At 39.9% G+C, this 15,357-nt stretch carries 15 protein-coding genes, 1 tRNA gene and 1 pseudogene; 8 read left to right on the top strand and 9 right to left on the bottom strand.

Going from position 1 to position 15,357, the window contains the following annotated elements:
• The first annotated feature begins 12 nt into the window (after window positions 1-12).
• The 3 genes from V8V91_RS11060 (at window position 13) to V8V91_RS11050 (ending at window position 2,578) form a co-directional block, all read left to right on the top strand.
• A complete protein-coding gene (locus V8V91_RS11060; protein ID WP_074226222.1) occupies window positions 13-1,398 on the top strand; it encodes a sodium-dependent transporter in 1,386 nt (461 codons plus the stop codon).
• Between the two features lie 138 nt (window positions 1,399-1,536).
• Complete coding sequence (locus V8V91_RS11055) at window positions 1,537-1,908, top strand: response regulator (RefSeq protein ID WP_074226223.1); 372 nt, start codon at window positions 1,537-1,539, stop codon at window positions 1,906-1,908.
• A 76-nt stretch (window positions 1,909-1,984) separates the two neighbouring features.
• A complete protein-coding gene (locus V8V91_RS11050; protein ID WP_074226224.1) occupies window positions 1,985-2,578 on the top strand; it encodes a porin family protein in 594 nt (197 codons plus the stop codon).
• Between the two features lie 51 nt (window positions 2,579-2,629).
• Here the strand turns inward: V8V91_RS11050 and V8V91_RS11045 are convergent, their stop codons facing one another.
• The 6 genes from V8V91_RS11045 to V8V91_RS11020 form a co-directional block, all read right to left on the bottom strand.
• Window positions 2,630-3,784 carry a hypothetical protein gene (locus tag V8V91_RS11045; protein ID WP_373400104.1) on the bottom strand — a complete coding sequence of 385 codons (1,155 nt, stop codon included), beginning with the start codon at window positions 3,782-3,784 and terminating at the stop codon, window positions 2,630-2,632.
• A gap of 109 nt (window positions 3,785-3,893) precedes the next feature.
• A complete protein-coding gene (locus V8V91_RS11040; protein WP_373400103.1) occupies window positions 3,894-4,358 on the bottom strand; it encodes a hypothetical protein in 465 nt (154 codons plus the stop codon).
• On the bottom strand, window positions 4,349-4,681 hold the full coding sequence (locus tag V8V91_RS11035; protein WP_373400102.1) for a hypothetical protein: 333 nt from the start codon (window positions 4,679-4,681) through the stop codon (window positions 4,349-4,351). The genes V8V91_RS11040 and V8V91_RS11035 overlap by 10 nt, the downstream gene beginning before the upstream one ends.
• 386 nt (window positions 4,682-5,067) lie before the next feature.
• Complete coding sequence (locus V8V91_RS11030; RefSeq protein ID WP_373400101.1) at window positions 5,068-5,775, bottom strand: gluconate 2-dehydrogenase subunit 3 family protein; 708 nt, start codon at window positions 5,773-5,775, stop codon at window positions 5,068-5,070.
• Window positions 5,772-7,520, bottom strand: a complete 1,749-nt coding sequence (locus V8V91_RS11025; protein ID WP_373400100.1) for a GMC family oxidoreductase — start codon at window positions 7,518-7,520, stop codon at window positions 5,772-5,774. The genes V8V91_RS11030 and V8V91_RS11025 overlap by 4 nt, the downstream gene beginning before the upstream one ends.
• Window positions 7,521-7,648: 128 nt before the next feature.
• Window positions 7,649-8,149 carry an arylesterase gene (locus tag V8V91_RS11020; protein WP_373400663.1) on the bottom strand — a complete coding sequence of 167 codons (501 nt, stop codon included), beginning with the start codon at window positions 8,147-8,149 and terminating at the stop codon, window positions 7,649-7,651.
• Between the two features lie 423 nt (window positions 8,150-8,572).
• Here V8V91_RS11020 and V8V91_RS11015 point away from each other — a divergent pair.
• A pseudogene (locus V8V91_RS11015) lies at window positions 8,573-9,249 on the top strand (ABC transporter ATP-binding protein).
• Window positions 9,242-11,764: an ABC transporter permease gene (locus V8V91_RS11010; RefSeq protein WP_373400099.1), complete on the top strand. Its 2,523-nt coding sequence runs from the start codon at window positions 9,242-9,244 to the stop codon at window positions 11,762-11,764. Before V8V91_RS11015 ends, V8V91_RS11010 begins: the two are co-directional and overlap by 8 nt.
• A gap of 211 nt (window positions 11,765-11,975) precedes the next feature.
• Here V8V91_RS11010 and V8V91_RS11005 read toward each other — a convergent pair.
• From V8V91_RS11005 to V8V91_RS10995, 3 genes are all read right to left on the bottom strand, one after another.
• Window positions 11,976-12,057: transfer RNA gene (locus V8V91_RS11005), tRNA-Leu, on the bottom strand.
• Window positions 12,058-12,145: 88 nt separating this feature from the next.
• A complete protein-coding gene (locus V8V91_RS11000; protein WP_373400098.1) occupies window positions 12,146-12,445 on the bottom strand; it encodes a putative quinol monooxygenase in 300 nt (99 codons plus the stop codon).
• 4 nt (window positions 12,446-12,449) lie between these two features.
• Entirely contained in the window at window positions 12,450-13,220 is a 771-nt protein-coding gene (locus V8V91_RS10995; protein WP_074226233.1) for an S-adenosyl-l-methionine hydroxide adenosyltransferase family protein, read from the bottom strand.
• A gap of 102 nt (window positions 13,221-13,322) precedes the next feature.
• On the opposite strand from V8V91_RS10995, the gene V8V91_RS10990 reads away from it, so the two are divergent.
• Genes V8V91_RS10990 through V8V91_RS10980 form a run of 3 tightly spaced genes read left to right on the top strand, consistent with a single transcriptional unit; the run spans window position 13,323 to window position 15,322 of the window.
• Complete coding sequence (locus tag V8V91_RS10990; RefSeq protein WP_373400096.1) at window positions 13,323-14,312, top strand: PhoH family protein; 990 nt, start codon at window positions 13,323-13,325, stop codon at window positions 14,310-14,312.
• Window positions 14,281-14,721: a GNAT family N-acetyltransferase gene (locus V8V91_RS10985; protein ID WP_373400095.1), complete on the top strand. Its 441-nt coding sequence runs from the start codon at window positions 14,281-14,283 to the stop codon at window positions 14,719-14,721. The genes V8V91_RS10990 and V8V91_RS10985 overlap by 32 nt, the downstream gene beginning before the upstream one ends.
• Before the next feature lie 28 nt (window positions 14,722-14,749).
• Window positions 14,750-15,322, top strand: a complete 573-nt coding sequence (locus V8V91_RS10980) for a DUF3575 domain-containing protein (protein WP_373400094.1) — start codon at window positions 14,750-14,752, stop codon at window positions 15,320-15,322.
• Window positions 15,323-15,357 lie beyond the last annotated feature (35 nt).

Below are 15,357 nucleotides of genomic sequence, written 5' to 3'. Positions count from 1 at the left end.
AAGTAATAGTTTATGGCAGCAAGTCCAAACACCGAAGAAAGAGGTCAGTGGGGGTCGAGCCTCGGATTTATCATGGCCGCAGCAGGTTCGGCAGTAGGTCTGGGGAACATTTGGAGATTCCCGTATCTAGTAGGTGAAAACGGAGGAGGCGCTTTTGTTTTTGTATACATTATTTGTGTACTCTTAATCGCTTTACCTCTTTTGTTCAATGAAATTGCTTTAGGTAGAAAATCAGGTAAAAACCCTATTGGAGCTATTCGTGAAACAGGAGGGAATAAATTTTGGCAAATAGCAGGCGTACTTTGTGTATTGGTCTGCTTTTTTGTTTTTAGCTACTATTCAGTAATCGCTGGATGGACGGTAGGGTATATTTTTACCGAAATCATCAATATTCCCATTGATTTTGAGGTGTTTGTAGAAACGCCGATGTATGTGATTCCATTGACTTTCATTTTCATCATGATGACGATCTTGATCGTTTTAGGTGGAGTAAGTGGAGGAATTGAAAAAGCATCTAAATTTTTGATGCCTGTATTATTCATTATTATCATTTTCATTGCTGGAAGGTCAGTTACACTGGAAGGTGCTGAAGCTGGAATTGAATATTACCTAACCCCTGATTTCTCCAAGATTAATGCTACGGTAATCCTTCAGGCGCTCGGTCAAGCATTCTTCTCCATGTCCGTAGGATGGGGTTTGATGATTACGTTCGGGTCTTATTTACCTAAAAGTGCCAATATCATCCAGTCTTCTGGTTGGATTGCTGGGATGGATACTTCCGTAGCACTCTTAGGTGGTTTAATGGTATTCCCGGCGCTTTTTGCTTTACTACCAGGGAAAGATCCAGCGGCAGGTCCAGCATTGGTTTTTGATGTACTTCCAAAGGTATTTGATGCTATGCCAGGCGGTAATATTATTGGAGGTTTGTTTTTCATTTTATTGATGGTAGCTGCTTTGACCTCCACAATTTCCATGTTGGAAGTACCAGTTGCATATTTGATTGATGACAAAAAGTGGGGAAGAAAAAGAGCAACGTGGACAGTAGGTATTGCAGCCATGTTACTATCTGTGCCTTCAGCTTTGTCCCAGATTCCAGGTAACTTCTTCCATTCTTTCCATTTAAATTTCTTCGGTAACCAATTGGAAGGGTTCTTCGGAATCATGGACTTTGTATTCGGTACTTTCGCAGTGATTGTGATTTGTCTGATGTTAAGTTTGTATACAGGTTGGGGACAAAAGCTTTCCGATTATGCAGATGAATTGGCTTCAGGAGCTCCTGGGTTTAAAGGGTTGTTTAGAACAGGATGGATGTTCTTCATCAAATGGGTTTGTCCGATTGTGATCATCTTGTTAATTTTAAACATGGTTGGAGTATTTGGGGATCCTCAAGCTGCATAAAACCAATACTAAGAATTAATGAAGGGGGCCTTTAAGCTCCCTTTTTTTGTTTAGAATAAATATCTTTTTGGGAATGATGTTGGTATGAGATGAATTTCATATACTTATAAAAGTATTTTGTAAAATGACATACCGGTTATGCGTGTATTAGTAGTTGACGATGATGAGATTCACCTATTGATTCTTCGAAAGATTTTCGAAAAGTCCCATGACATGGTGGTTACTGCGCATAATGGATTGGAGGCATTGAAGGTTTTAGAAACCGATCATGGATTTCATGTAATCCTTACCGATATAGTCATGCCAGAAATGGATGGCATTGAATTTTTAATGAATTTCAAAAAGCAGGATTTTTCCAAAAGAATTCCAGTTATCGGTTTTACTGCAGGAGATGTAGAATATTACCGTAAAAAGAGTGCAATTGCTTTCGATTCGCTGGTTTCTAAACCACTGGATTTTTATGATTTATACACTTTAGCCAAACTAAAAGTGGACGCCCAGCTCAATTGATCGTTGGCTTGGCAAGAACATTGCTAAATTTTTTCACAAACCTTCGTTATTAGGTGACTAAACCAATTTAGCAGCTATGAAAAAACTTCTTTTTACGTTCGCCTTTTTGAGCTTTGCCCTATCGGCATTCTCTCAGGATTTTGCCATCGGACCCAAGGTGGGGATCAGCCAAACCAAATTAGACCTTTCAAAAGAGTACCTTAAATCTGGAGATGCCAAGTTTGGCTATCATGTCGGATTGTTTGCAAGGGTAGGATTAGGTGGTTTCTTTGTTCAACCTGAATTACTGTATACTCAAACCAAAGCAAGGTTCTCCTTTGAGGAGATGGGATCTCAGCCAAGCAATGAGTATGAGTCTAGCTTTAATAGACTGGATGTCCCAGTGATGCTAGGGTTCAAGTTATTCAATGTGTTGAGGCTTCAAGCGGGGCCTATTGCAAGCTTTAATGTCAACTCGGAATTAAAAAATGCGGGAGAAGATGTGCGGGATGTTGACTTTAAAAAATCTACCTTAGGTTACCAGGCAGGTCTTGGTTTGGATATAGGAAACCTGATAATTGATGCCAAATACGAAAGCGCTTTAGGGAATATCTCCAACTCTGTGGGAGGTTATGAAACAGACCATCGACTGAACCAATGGATTCTATCCTTAGGATTCCGATTGTTTTAAACTCACATGGGAATAGAAAAGCCATTTGAAAAAGAATTCAAATGGCTTTTTTTATTTCTGTACTAATCGGGTTTTGTAAATAACGGAATAATCGTTTTCTACTTCTGAGAAATTCAAATTGAACCAAATTTCATCTCTGGAGACAAATTTTGCCAAATTGGATAAAAGCTCATTTTTTTCGATGAGTTTACTCACCACTTGTCCGTCAAAAATCACATAGCCTGTTGTATTCACTTTATCCGCATTTTCAAAAATTTGATTGAAATCACTAGAAACACCAGACATTGCTTCTTCGGCCTCTTGGTCTGTCAACCCTGAAGTGTAAAAGATCAAGAATTCTCCATTCTCCATTTTTTTAAGGTCATTGATTGACCCCAGTAAAAGGTCCCTAATATTGAAGCCTCCGTTTTCTAATCCTTGACTGCTGTTACGCTCTATGAATTCCTCAAACGGAATCGTTTTGGTAAATGCAGGACTATCCAGATTGGATAAGGAGTAAGTGTAAAGCTTGGGTTCATTTCTAAATATGAAATACAAGGAGTCCTGACCCACGTCAAAAACAGGGTAATAATCAAAGCCAGCAAAAGTAGCTTCTGGATTTGCAAATTTAGAAGACTTAGGAATTGGAATAATTGGCTGGTACTCTCCAGTATTCATATTCACCTTTTCTAAATTTCTACTATTGACAAGATCATTTTGATCTGGATATCTGCCTTGGATTTTGAAGAAATAGTTTTCTCCTTGTTTGATTACTGTTTTAGAAGAAGAAACGATCAGATTGGCACTGCCAGAAAATTCTGGTTTAAAGGTATTGAGAAGTTCTCCCGAAAGCTTGTATTGGACGAGGTCCATTGTGGTTGGGATAAGGTACTCTTCATTGTTAATGAATAATGCTTTCCCACTTTTATTTATGTAGGAATTAGGGCCTTCTTCCGAGTTGTTGTATTGGTATAGGATTTCTCCTTGGGCATTGGTAACTAAAATATCATTGGACCCTTGATCCTGCAAAAGAAAGGTGCTTCCATCAGGACTGATGTCCATTAGGGTCAAGTTGCCTAAATGATCCACTATCAGTGAATCGTATATTTCAAACTCTAAATTTTGAGATGAAAGAGGAGTGGAGGGTTGTGCCGTCTCTTTTTCCTCCGTGCAAGCAATTGAGAAAACAGCTAAAGTGACAATCAATAAATTGGTTTTGAATTTCATTTTTCTTGAATTTTCACCTTGTATATTCTTAAAAAGTCTTCTTCCTGTTCTTCATTGGCAGATTTTTCCATCCAGAGAAATCCATTTGCGGAAGTAAACCCCGTATTATTTAAGTTTTTTGGAAGGGGATGATCCCTTCAAGTTTTAAAGAATTTTGATCAATCACTAAAAGTCCTTGGTCCAGTTCTGCTTCTAGTTTTTCATAGAGTTCACCAGCCTCTTCTTGTTTGCCTTGTTCCCAAAGAAGTTCTGCTTCTTTCATCTTTTCAGGATCTATACCTGGGTAGTAATGCAATAAAATTTTGTTGTCAATAATATGGATATTCCGAATGGAAGGGGTGCTTCCACTAATTGTAACAGTTCCTTCGGAAAACTCAGATAGATCTTTAGGTACTAATGTTTCAAATCCCGGAATTGAAAAGGAGATAGCAGTATCAAGAGATGTTCCTCCTGAAGAAAGATTGTAAACATGGAGTTTTTGTTCTGCTCCGAGACTGATATATAGTTTTCCATCTTTTGTTTCAAAAGCTGGGGCATAGTCGCTTTCATAATAACCTGTGCCGTTCAAAAACATACTTCCCTCTTCAAACGGACCATTTCAGTGAAACTTGCAGATTCAGGATCGACTAATTCCAATGCCTTGAAAGTATTATAGAATTTCATTTCGCCATTAAAACTATCCCTTGACCTGACAGACTTTGTGATCAAATAGTCATTTCCATTGATTTCAGTGGATTCTGTGTGTTTCCCTGGAAAGGCCATAAAACCTGCTCCTCCTAGGGACTCTGGATGATCCATTTTCTTGATCAAATTACCCTCATAATCATAAAGGAAAATGCCCTTCATTCCTACAACAGCTATTTGATTTGAGCCAAAAAAACCGGGTACTTCCATCATGAAACCATAGGCATCTGGGGTGTCTTCTTTTTTTGAGAATTTACTTTGAATCTCACCTTCCGCATTGGTGACGATTAGGTCTGAGCTCGCAAAGTCATAAAAAGAAATTTTGATCCATCAGATTTAACATCAGCTATCAAAGGATTTCCAAGTATAGTTAGGTCCAATGAGTCCAATATTTCCAAAGAATAAGAAGTGGGTTCATTAATCGTCTCTGATTTCTCGGAGCAAGAAATAGCAGAAAGCAGCAAAAGGTAGAAGCTGGTTTTGAGTAAAGATTTCATGTGGTTTAGTTTCTTGAAAAATACTAATTAGAATTTGTCTTGAAAAATAAGAAAGAAAAAAGCCTCTGAAAAATTAGTTTTCAGAGGCCTCTGGTCAAAATTTTAACCGATCAGGTTTCCTTCGTCATCCCATTGGGCTACCGTACCACGGTCTTCCGGTTTGAGGTAGATCGGTACATATTTTTCAGGTAAGGTAAAGCCATGCTTGTCCATCACTTCTTGAGGTACCCCATCCCAAACATTAGGTTGATTTCCTCTGTAATCAATGTATTTCCATCCCGCTTCGGTAGAGAAATAACCTGAACAAGTAAGATTTCTAAGTAGATTAAACCATTTGACAGCTCCTTCATATTCAGGAGTTGCTTTATCAGGCCACGCTACCAATTCCACGATTTCAATTACTTGATCATGGCTTAGTTCCAAGAATGACTTACCGAATTTCTCATCAGCTTCAAAGTCCAGCCACATCAATCCACCTCTCATCGGGGTTTGATTATAGGGCATGTCCTTCATGATGAATTCCATGAATTCTGGAACTTTTACTTCCGTGGCAGAAGGAGATTCAGCATCCTTTGGGATAATGATATCCACCAAGATATTGAGTTTCTTCATTTCATCTTCTGTAAAGAAGTTTTCTGAAAGAAGTTCTTGATCTCTTAATTTCTCCTCTTCGGTTCTTCCTCCAATGGTTCCCCCAGAAAGTAGTGCTTGTTTAGGTAGCGCCTGCTCTTCAGGAGAACATCCTGCTAATAATAAGCCTGTTCCAACCGAACCGGTAAAGAGTAATTTTAGGTTTTCTCTTCTGTTCATGGCTTAGATATTTTTTGTTTCAATTGATCTACAATGTATTCTGAAGTTCTCCAGCTTAGGGCTAAAATGGTCCAAGTTGGATTCTTGTCTGCTTGAGATACAAAAGGCCCAGCATCTACCACGAACAAATTGTCACAGTCATGTGCCTGGCAATTTGAGTTAACCACAGAGCCTTTAGGGCTATTCCCCATTCTGGTAGTACCTACTTCGTGGATGATTCTACCCGGAGCATGCAATCCATACTGAGATTCTGGTCCTGGCTTTTCACCCAATAGGATCGCTCCTGCATTGGTTAATATTTCCTCAAAGGTATCATGCATGTGCTTGGCTTGCTTCAACTCCTGATCAGTCCAGTTGTAATTGAACTTCAATACAGGGATACCATACTTATCTACAGTGTTTGGATCGATTTCGCAGTAGTTTTCATAACGAGGAATACTTTCTCCTCTTCCTGACATGCCTAGAGTAGATCCGTAGATTCTTCTCACGTCTTTCTTCAATCCTTCTCCATATCCTCCATTTGGGCTTGGGTTGCCAAACTCATCTTTGATGAATTTACGCATGGTGTCCATGCCACCGCCTGCTCCGTAGGAAGGTTGGCCCATTCCACCCCAATACTCAATATGGTATCCTCTGGCGAAATCTAGCTTTTTGTTGTCCAACCACCATGGAGTGTACATGTGCATCCCGCCTACACCGTCCTCATTGTATCTATCTCTGTCAATCAGATCAGGAAGGATTCCCATTCTATCTGCACCGGTAGAGTCGTGAAGGTAACGTCCCAATGCACCGGAATCACCGCCAATACCATTCGGATGGGTTTTGGATTTGGAGTTCATCATGATACGAGCTGACTCACAAGCGGAAGCACCAAGTACTACCACTCGGGATTTCAATTTGTATTCTTTCATGTCAACCTTGCTCACAAAAGATACCCCTGTGGCTTTTCCGGTATCGTCAGTAGTCACCTTCCTTACCATGGAGTGTGTGTACAAGTCAACTTTACCCTTTTTCATAGCCGGATGTACCAAGCAGGTACCTGCAGAGAAATCGGCATATACTTGACAAGCTCTATTACATTGGCTACAGAAGAAACAAACACCTCTTTCATTATTGATCGGACGGGTCAACATGGAAAGTCTTCCCGGGATCATCGGCATTCCTGCTTTATCAGCTCCTTTTTTCAAGAAAAGTTCGTGTAATCTTGGCTTTGGAGGAGGAAGGAAAAATCCATCTGGTTCATTGTAAATACCTTCTTTTGAACCAAATACACCGATTAATTTATCTACTTTATCGTAATATGGTTTCAGATCGTCATAACCAATAGGCCAATCATCTCCTAACCCATCAATACTTGCTCTTTTAAAATCATTCGGTCCGAAACGTAGAGAAATTCTTCCCCAGTGGTTGGTACGTCCACCGACCATTCTTGACCTGAACCAATCAAATTTAGTTCCATTGGCTCTGGTATAGGGTTCTCCTTCTATATCCCAACCACCAATTGCTGCATCAAAATCACCAAATGGGCGAATTCTTGTTCCTGCACCTCTTCTTGGTGATTCCCATGGTGGACGAAGCTGAGTTCTATCTTCGTCTTTTGCTGGGTCAAAATCACCTCCAGCTTCTACTACTGCTACTGACAACCCGGCCTCAGAAAGGATTTTTGAGGCCATCCCGCCTCCAGCTCCAGATCCAACAATGATTACATCATAGCTGTCTCCGGATGATTTTATCTGAAAACTCATTTTTGAAAATTTTTAATGAAGTTTAAAAATTACTTCAATTTTTTCGAAAATGAAATTAACAATAGCTTTGAGTAGGGATATTTTCAATAAATGGCGGAAAAGTTAGAATTTTTGAAGAATTTGATCTGCTAAATTTCTTCCTTCAGGTATTCCCATACATTTTCAAACACTAGCTTATGACCTTCTTCAGTGGGATGGATTCCATCGGGTAAGTTGAGTTCTTTAATACCTCCGACATTTTGTAATAAAAATGGAATAAGAGTCACATCCTTTTCTTTGGCTACCTCTGGGTAGATAGATTGGAATTCTTGAGAATATTCTGGTCCCATGTTAGGTGGAATCTGCATTCCTGCCAAAATGATTTTGGTATCTGGATATTTGGTTTGAACCTTATCAATGATCGTTAAAAGATTCTTTTTGGTTTCACTTAATTGGATTCCTCTCAGACCATCATTGCCCCCAAGCTCTAGGACAAAAATGTCTGGTTCATCTTCTAGAAACCAGTCGATTCTTCCCACTCCACCAGCAGTAGTTTCTCCGCTCAGTCCTCCATTGATTACTTTATAGTTTTCCCCTAAACTATCTAAGCGTGCTTGAACCAAACCTGGGAATGCGAGGTCCTGCTCAATCCCGTATCCAGCAGTGAGGCTATTGCCAAAAAATAAGATGATCTTCTCGTCACTTTTTTCTTCTACAACTTCTTCTTTGGTCTGATTTTGAGCAACCTTCTTTTTTTTCTGAGCAAGAGATAAGTGAAAGGCTAAGAGCTAGGCTAAGAATGAATATTGGAAAATACTTGAATTGAAGGTTCATAGGGTTCAATAGTTTAACATGTAAAACTATATACCCAAAAGCAATTTCCTGCCAAAAGGTTCGATTATTCTGATTCAAAAACTCAAAAATGGGACTTTAGAGTTGGAAATAAACCCTTTTTCTGGGAGTGCCTACTCTAATTTGTTGGTTTATGGCTTGATTACTATCTTCCACAAACTAAATTGGAGGTTTATCGTTAAGTGATAGCCAATCCTTTTACCTACTTCTTTTACCACCCCATGAATATTTTATCAGTTTCTGACCTAAGCAAGGTCTACCAAAGTGGCAGTAGAAAACTTACTGTGCTGGATGAAGTGTCATTTGATATAGAGTCTGGAGAGATTATTTCCATTGTAGGCCCTTCAGGTAGCGGAAAAACCACCCTTTTGGGACTTTGTGCGGGATTGGACTCCGCTTCTAAAGGAAGTGTTAGTCTAAATGGAGAAAATCTTCAGACCATGAATGAAGATCAACGTGCAGCGGTGAGGAATCAGCATGTTGGGTTCATCTTCCAGAATTTTCAGCTTTTGCCAACGTTGACTGCCTTAGAAAATGTCATGGTTCCTTTGGAGCTTAAAAAAGGAAAGATGCACGTGTGAAGGCGCAGGAACTGTTGGAAAAAGTAGGTCTTAGTAATCGGGCTACCCATTACCCAACCCAACTTTCAGGAGGGGAGCAACAGCGGGTTTCCATTGCGAGGGCATTTGCTAATGAACCAAAGATTTTATTTGCGGATGAACCAACAGGAAATCTGGATACTGAGACAGGAGAAATGATCGAAAAGTTGATCTTCGATTTAAATAAAGAGCAAGGAACTACTTTGGTTTTGGTAACCCATGATTTGGATTTAGCAGCAAAGACCCAGCGTATTATTCATATCAAAGGTGGTAAAATACAGGAGGATGCACATGCCTGATTTTAGATGGATTATGAAGATGGCTTTTCGGGACTTCCGAAAAAACATCTCTAGACTTTTATTATTTGTCAGTTCCATCGTAGTAGGAATAGCTGCTTTGGTAGCGATTAGTAGTTTTGGCGAAAACCTGACAAAAGATATTGACAACCAAGCCAAAGAGCTTTTGGGGGCAGATTTGAGATTGGAAAACAATCAACCATTAGGGGATCAGTCTGTAGATTCTTTAGCAATTGAAACGGCTTCTGAGGTAAATTTTGCCTCGATGGTAGCCTATCCTCGAACTGGAGCCAGTAGACTTACCCAAGTTCGGGCGTTGGAAGGAGCTTTCCCTTTTTATGGTGTTTTAGAAACTATTCCTGTCTCAGGAGAGGCTGATTTTAGGGCAGGAGGGAAAAAGGCTTTAGTAGAAAAAACTTTGATGGCACAGTTTAATGCTGAAGTTGGAGATGTGATCAAGGTTGGGAATGTGGAATTTGTGGTTGCCGGAGAGTTACAATCAGTACCAGGGCAAACAGGGATCACTGCGACAGTAGCACCAGCGGTATATATTCCCATGGATTACCTAAAAGAAACTGGTTTGGTTCAATATGGAAGCCGGGTAAATTACAACCGGTATTATTTGTTTGAGCCAGGAACCAATGTAGATGAGCTGATCCAACCTTATGATGAGCAATGGGAAATTGATCGGGTAGATGCAGATACTGTAGAAGATCAAAAGCGATCCACTGGAAGGTCATTCTCCAATTTGTCCAACTTTCTGAGTTTGGTGGCATTTATCGCCTTACTATTAGGTTGTGTTGGTGTGGCTAGTGCGGTAAATGTATTTGTGAAGGAAAAGCTTGCCTCTGTAGCAGTGTTAAGATGCCTGGGCGTCTCATCCAGGGATGTTCTTTTGATCTATTTGGCTGAAATCAAGATTATGGGCTTGGTAGGCGCGCTACTTGGGGCCTTTTTTGGGACTCTGTTACAATTTGTGCTGCCTGCTGTATTTGCTGATTTCTTACCTGTGGAGGTGAATTTTGGAGTTTCTTGGCTTTCTGTTGGTTTTGGAATTATCACTGGGCTTTTTGTTTCAGTGTTGTTTGCTTTATTGCCCTTATTGAAGGTTCGTAACGTGTCTCCAATGGCTACTTTAAGACCTGAAACAGCTGATACTACCTTGTTGAAAGATCCGCTTCGATGGATGGTAATTGTTGGGATCTTATTGTTTATTTGGGCATTTAGTTTTTATCTGCTGGATCGTGTGGATTTTGCCTTTGGTTTTACTGCTTTCGTGGTTTTTGCTTTTGGCATATTATGGGGCATTGCACAGTCCATCATCTGGGCAGTCAGAAAATTTCTACCTATCTCTTTTTCCTATCCCTTACGGCAGTCGTTGGCAAACTTGTACCGTCCAAACAACCAAACGGTTTCGTTAATTGCTACCATTGGATTGGGTACGGCGATGATTTCTACCCTCTTTTTCCTTCAAAATCAATTGTTGGAAGAAGCGCGTTTCGCTGATAAAGAAGACCAGCCCAATATGCTGATGTTTGATATCCAAACGGCCCAATTGCAGGCGGTAAAGGATAAAATAGAATCTTACGATTTACCTATCATGCAAGAAGTACCCATTGTGACCATGCAACTGAATGCGATCAATGGGATTGATAAACAGGCAAATGAAGAACTGCCAGAAGAGGAAGATTATTCTCGTTGGATTTATAATCGGGAATTCAGGGTGACCTATCGGGATACTTTGATCTCCTCAGAGACTTTGACTTCGGGAGATTTAATTCCAGTTGGTGCTCGTGGGGATAGTATTTTTGTCAGTTTTGAAAAAGGATTTGCGGAAGGGAATCGTTTGAAAATAGGTGATGAGATTGAGTTTAATGTGCAGGGACGTCCAATCAAAACCTATATTGGGAGCTTCCGTGACGTGAAGTTTAATCAGGTTTCTACCAATTTTTTGGTGCTGTTTCCTAATGGGGTATTAGAACAAGCACCTAAGTTTCATGTGTTGATTACCAAAACCAAGAATGATCGAGAGGCAGGTTCGGTACAGGCGGATATCGTAAGGCAATTCCCCAATATTTCCATTATTAACCTAGGGACGATCGTGGCAACTTTGGAGGAAATTTTGGGGAAGATCAGCTTTGTGATTCAGTTTATGGCCTTCTTTAGTATTGCTACAGGGATTTTGGTATTGATCAGTTCCTTGATTATTTCAAAGTATCAGCGGATGCGTGAAAGTATTTTGTTGAGAACCTTAGGTGCCAATTCGGGTACAGTCAGTAAAATCAACACTTTGGAATATTTCTTTTTGGGAAGTTTAGCCTCATTATCTGGGATCATACTATCCTTTGGAGCTACCTGGCTATTGAGTGAATTTGTATTTAATATCCAATTCCGTGGAGCTTGGGGTTCAGCATTGATCCTTTATTTGGGAATTACTGCCTTGACGATTGTTTTGGGTTGGTTGAATGGAAGGAAAATCATCAATCAGCCTCCAATGGAGATATTGAGAGGGAATTAAAAAATCAGATAGTTTAAGTGAAAAGTCTAAAATAATGGGAAGGCTCGCAGGAATGCGGGCCTTTTATTTTTATGGTATATCTATTCCCGCAGATCCCCGCAGAGAAAAATACGCTGATTCCCAAAGATTGATTTCAACATGTTGTTGTAAATATCTGAAGGATTATTATTAGCCTGGTAAAAGAAAAAGCTCGCTGAAAAGCGAGCTTTTGTACCCAGGGCCGGAGTCGAACCGGCACGCCCGAAGGCATTGGTGTTTGAGACCAACGCGTCTACCAATTCCGCCACCTGGGCTTTTGGTAAATTCTGATTTCTCAGAATCTCGGTCCGTTGCTTTCGTAACGGGATGCAAATATGAGTAAAGAATTTTTTTTCTACAAACTCATTTTTCCACTTTCTGTATTTTTTTTGAGCTGTAGGCTTGAGGTTTTTCTGAAAACAAGGTCTTAGTGAAAGCCCATACGATTTTAAATAGCTCAGAATCACGATATTGATTCAAGTGTTCTTCACTTTCCCAATGGCTATACGTCATGAAAATATTTTTTTTATTTTCATCCTGCCAAAGCTCTAAATGATGACAACCAGGAAAATTCCGGATGGATTTCTTATGAATCTCAAAATTCTCTAAAAAAGCAGCCACTTTTTCTTCATGAAATGTCATACGTACAATCCGGATCAACATGGCTTTAAGGGTTGAAATTCACGAAGACCACACTGTCATATTTCAACCCCAATAAATCTGCCCCATGCCCATGGTTAATACCGATTTCCAATAAATTCAAGCTGTTGAAAAAAGCGAAGCAATCTCCTGGTTCCACTTGATCATATCCTTTATCCAATCGGGTAACTTCTTCTCTGCCGAATGCAATGGTGAATTTTCCAGGGTTTAGTTTGTCAAACACCTCTTTCTGGATGTTGGTAATCAAATTACCATATCGATCTACGCGTACCACATGCCCAAGGATTTGCTCCCGGGTAGCTTTGGCTTGACGTCCCATCAGTTTCCGGAAATTTGTCAATGGTCCTCCAAAATCATGGATCGCGGCACCACTGGCTACTTTGGCTGCAATAGGAGCTAAAATATCTTTGGCAGGAAAGGAAGTATCCTTCAAGTGAATGTCTGCAAATTGAACCATGATTCCTGGGTCATGATCTGCCAATAAACTCAAAATCCCATTGTTGGGACCTAAGAAAATATGTTCTTCCAGTTTGATCCCTATGTAACCATGCGTATAGGATCCAGTGGTATTGATGGCCACCAGATGTACGGTACCCTTTGGGAAATCACGAAAAGTAGATCGTAAGACAAATGCCGCGTGGGCGAGGTCAAACGTATCTATAGAATGTGAAATATCTATAATGTTCAATTGTGGGTTCACTGCAAGCATTTTGGCTTTTACTGCAGGAACGTAATAATCTTTGTCCCCAAAATCTGAGAGGAATGTCACCAAAGCCATAGGAGCATGTCAATTAAAATTGTGTACTTTTGTTAGAGGAGCTGCGGACAAAAATAGAAATTTATTTGTTCGTCTAAGGATAATCTAATCAAAGAAAACAGATTGGTAGAAAAAGTAATCACTTTAGAAAACGTGCCTTTGGCCGAATTTTTAGGTCAGGCCAATGAAAATATCAAGCAAATCGCGCTTGCTTTCCCCCAAAGTAAGATTATTTCCAGAGGGAACGAAATCCGAATCAAGGGTGGAGCGCCAGAGATTTTGCGAATAAATGATGTGCTCAACTTATTGTTGGAACATTTGGAGCGCTTTGGTCATCTCACACCAGAGAATGTCAAGGATTATTTGGATGTGGAAGGGGTACCTTTCGAAGAAGCAAATAGAGATCAAGTAATCGTTTTTGGAAATAAGGGATTGGTCATTAAGCCCAAATCTCCTAACCAGAGAAAATTGGTCGAATCTGCGATGAATAATGATTTGGTTTTTGCATTAGGTCCAGCAGGTACAGGTAAGACATACATCGCAGTGGCGCTGGCAGTAAGAGCGCTCAAGAACCGTGAGGTGAAACGAATCATCATTACCCGTCCAGCTGTGGAGGCTGGAGAAAATCTTGGATTTCTTCCTGGAGACCTTCAGGAGAAATTAGACCCCTATTTGAGGCCGATCTATGATGCCCTTGCAGACATGGTTCCATCCGAAAAACTGAAGTTTTACCAGGAAACAAGGGTCATAGAAATAGCACCATTGGCCTATATGAGAGGTAGAACCCTTCATGATGCTTTTGTATTATTGGATGAGGCTCAGAACACGACTAACGAACAAATAAAAATGTTCCTTACTCGTATGGGACCTAATTCCAAGGTGATTATTACCGGGGACCAAACCCAGGTAGATTTACCTGTTCGTCAGAAATCTGGTCTTTCTGAAGCTTTGAAGATTCTGAAAAATGTGAAAGGAATCGGCGTGGTGAATTTGAGTGGAAAAGATGTAATCCGACATAAACTAGTCAAATCTATCATAGAGGCTTACGAAAAAGATCAAGCTGAAAAAGACCGAATCAAAAATGAAACTGGAAGTAGAAAAAGTAGCAGCTGAGGACCAAGATCGGTTGAAGAAGGTCTATGCTATACGGAAACAGGTTTTCGTGGTCGAACAAAAAGTACCAGCAGAGGCAGAATACGATGAATTTGAGGAAAATTCTACCCACTTTTTGGCTACGTTAGATGATGAACCGGTTGGTGCTGCTCGATGGAGGTTTACTGAAAAGGGAGTCAAATTGGAACGCTTTGCAGTTTTGAAAGAAGCAAGAGGCCAAGGAGTAGGTCAAAGTATGGTCAAAGCAGTTTTGCTTGATATTCAGTCAGATCCTAAGTCAAAAGGCAAGATGAAATATTTAAATGCACAGTTGGATGCTGTACCATTATATGCCAAATTTAAGTTTGAGAAGGTAGGAGATGTTTTTGAGGAATGTAATATTCTTCACTATCAAATGCAGTTGGCGTAAGAATTGTCATTCTATTTAAAAAAATTATATGAGAAAATCCATTGTAACCATTGCATTGATCTTCGGAGTGATAGGGTCTTTAGCTGCACAAGAAGTAGTTTCTAGTAGCTCGGGAAGTAATTATTATGGAGATTTCAACAATGAAATAAAAGTTAACTTCCTCACCCTAATCATGTTTGGGTCTTTTGAAGTAGCGTATGAACGTTATTTGAGTGAAGACCATTCCCTTGAGTTCAAAGGGTTCATCAACGACCGATTTGGATTTAATAATGAAAAGAAAGGGAAGAAATATAAGACGAATTCCGTACAAGCTGCCATGAATTTTTACCTGAATAGTAATGGAAGCGGTCGTTTTTACCTCTTTCCCTTGGCAAAAATCAGGTTTGGGGACTTTGAGGAGCCTTCCGAATCAGGAGGTATAGATACGACTGATATGACAGCCTTTATTTTAGGAGCAGGAGCTGGTTACAAGTGGGAAGTTTCTGAGCATTTTGCTTTTGGTCCTTATGCTAGCATCGGGAGAAATTTTAGTGACGATGTTGTGGATCGATTTACAGGGATTGAATTTAATGCAGGATTTAATTTAGGCTATCGTTTTTAATAGTCTTTTCAATAAACTGAAGAGCTCTTAATTAG

This window comes from Algoriphagus halophilus, assembly GCF_041729275.1.
Lineage (GTDB): Bacteria > Bacteroidota > Bacteroidia > Cytophagales > Cyclobacteriaceae > Algoriphagus > Algoriphagus halophilus_A.
This window is presented reverse-complemented; position numbering and strand designations above follow the sequence as displayed.

Bases quoted from the DNA above. Each gene is read 5' to 3' on its own strand.
- V8V91_RS11060 (WP_074226222.1), top strand. From the start codon at position 13: ATGGCAGCAAGTCCAAACACCGAAGAAAGAGGTCAGTGGGGGTCGAGC.
- V8V91_RS10985 (WP_373400095.1), top strand. From the start codon at position 14,281: ATGAAACTGGAAGTAGAAAAAGTAGCAGCTGAGGACCAAGATCGGTTG.
- V8V91_RS11035 (WP_373400102.1), bottom strand. From the start codon at position 4,681: ATGATGGAAGTACCCGGTTTTTTTGGCTCAAATCAAATAGCTGTTGTA.
- V8V91_RS11010 (WP_373400099.1), top strand. From the start codon at position 9,242: ATGCCTGATTTTAGATGGATTATGAAGATGGCTTTTCGGGACTTCCGA.
- V8V91_RS11000 (WP_373400098.1), bottom strand. From the start codon at position 12,445: ATGTTGATCCGGATTGTACGTATGACATTTCATGAAGAAAAAGTGGCT.
- V8V91_RS11050 (WP_074226224.1), top strand. From the start codon at position 1,985: ATGAAAAAACTTCTTTTTACGTTCGCCTTTTTGAGCTTTGCCCTATCG.
- V8V91_RS11030 (WP_373400101.1), bottom strand. From the start codon at position 5,775: ATGAACAGAAGAGAAAACCTAAAATTACTCTTTACCGGTTCGGTTGGA.
- V8V91_RS10980 (WP_373400094.1), top strand. From the start codon at position 14,750: ATGAGAAAATCCATTGTAACCATTGCATTGATCTTCGGAGTGATAGGG.
- V8V91_RS11025 (WP_373400100.1), bottom strand. From the start codon at position 7,520: ATGAGTTTTCAGATAAAATCATCCGGAGACAGCTATGATGTAATCATT.
- V8V91_RS11045 (WP_373400104.1), bottom strand. From the start codon at position 3,784: ATGAAATTCAAAACCAATTTATTGATTGTCACTTTAGCTGTTTTCTCA.
- V8V91_RS11055 (WP_074226223.1), top strand. From the start codon at position 1,537: ATGCGTGTATTAGTAGTTGACGATGATGAGATTCACCTATTGATTCTT.
- V8V91_RS10995 (WP_074226233.1), bottom strand. From the start codon at position 13,220: ATGGCTTTGGTGACATTCCTCTCAGATTTTGGGGACAAAGATTATTAC.
- V8V91_RS11040 (WP_373400103.1), bottom strand. From the start codon at position 4,358: ATGTTTTTGAACGGCACAGGTTATTATGAAAGCGACTATGCCCCAGCT.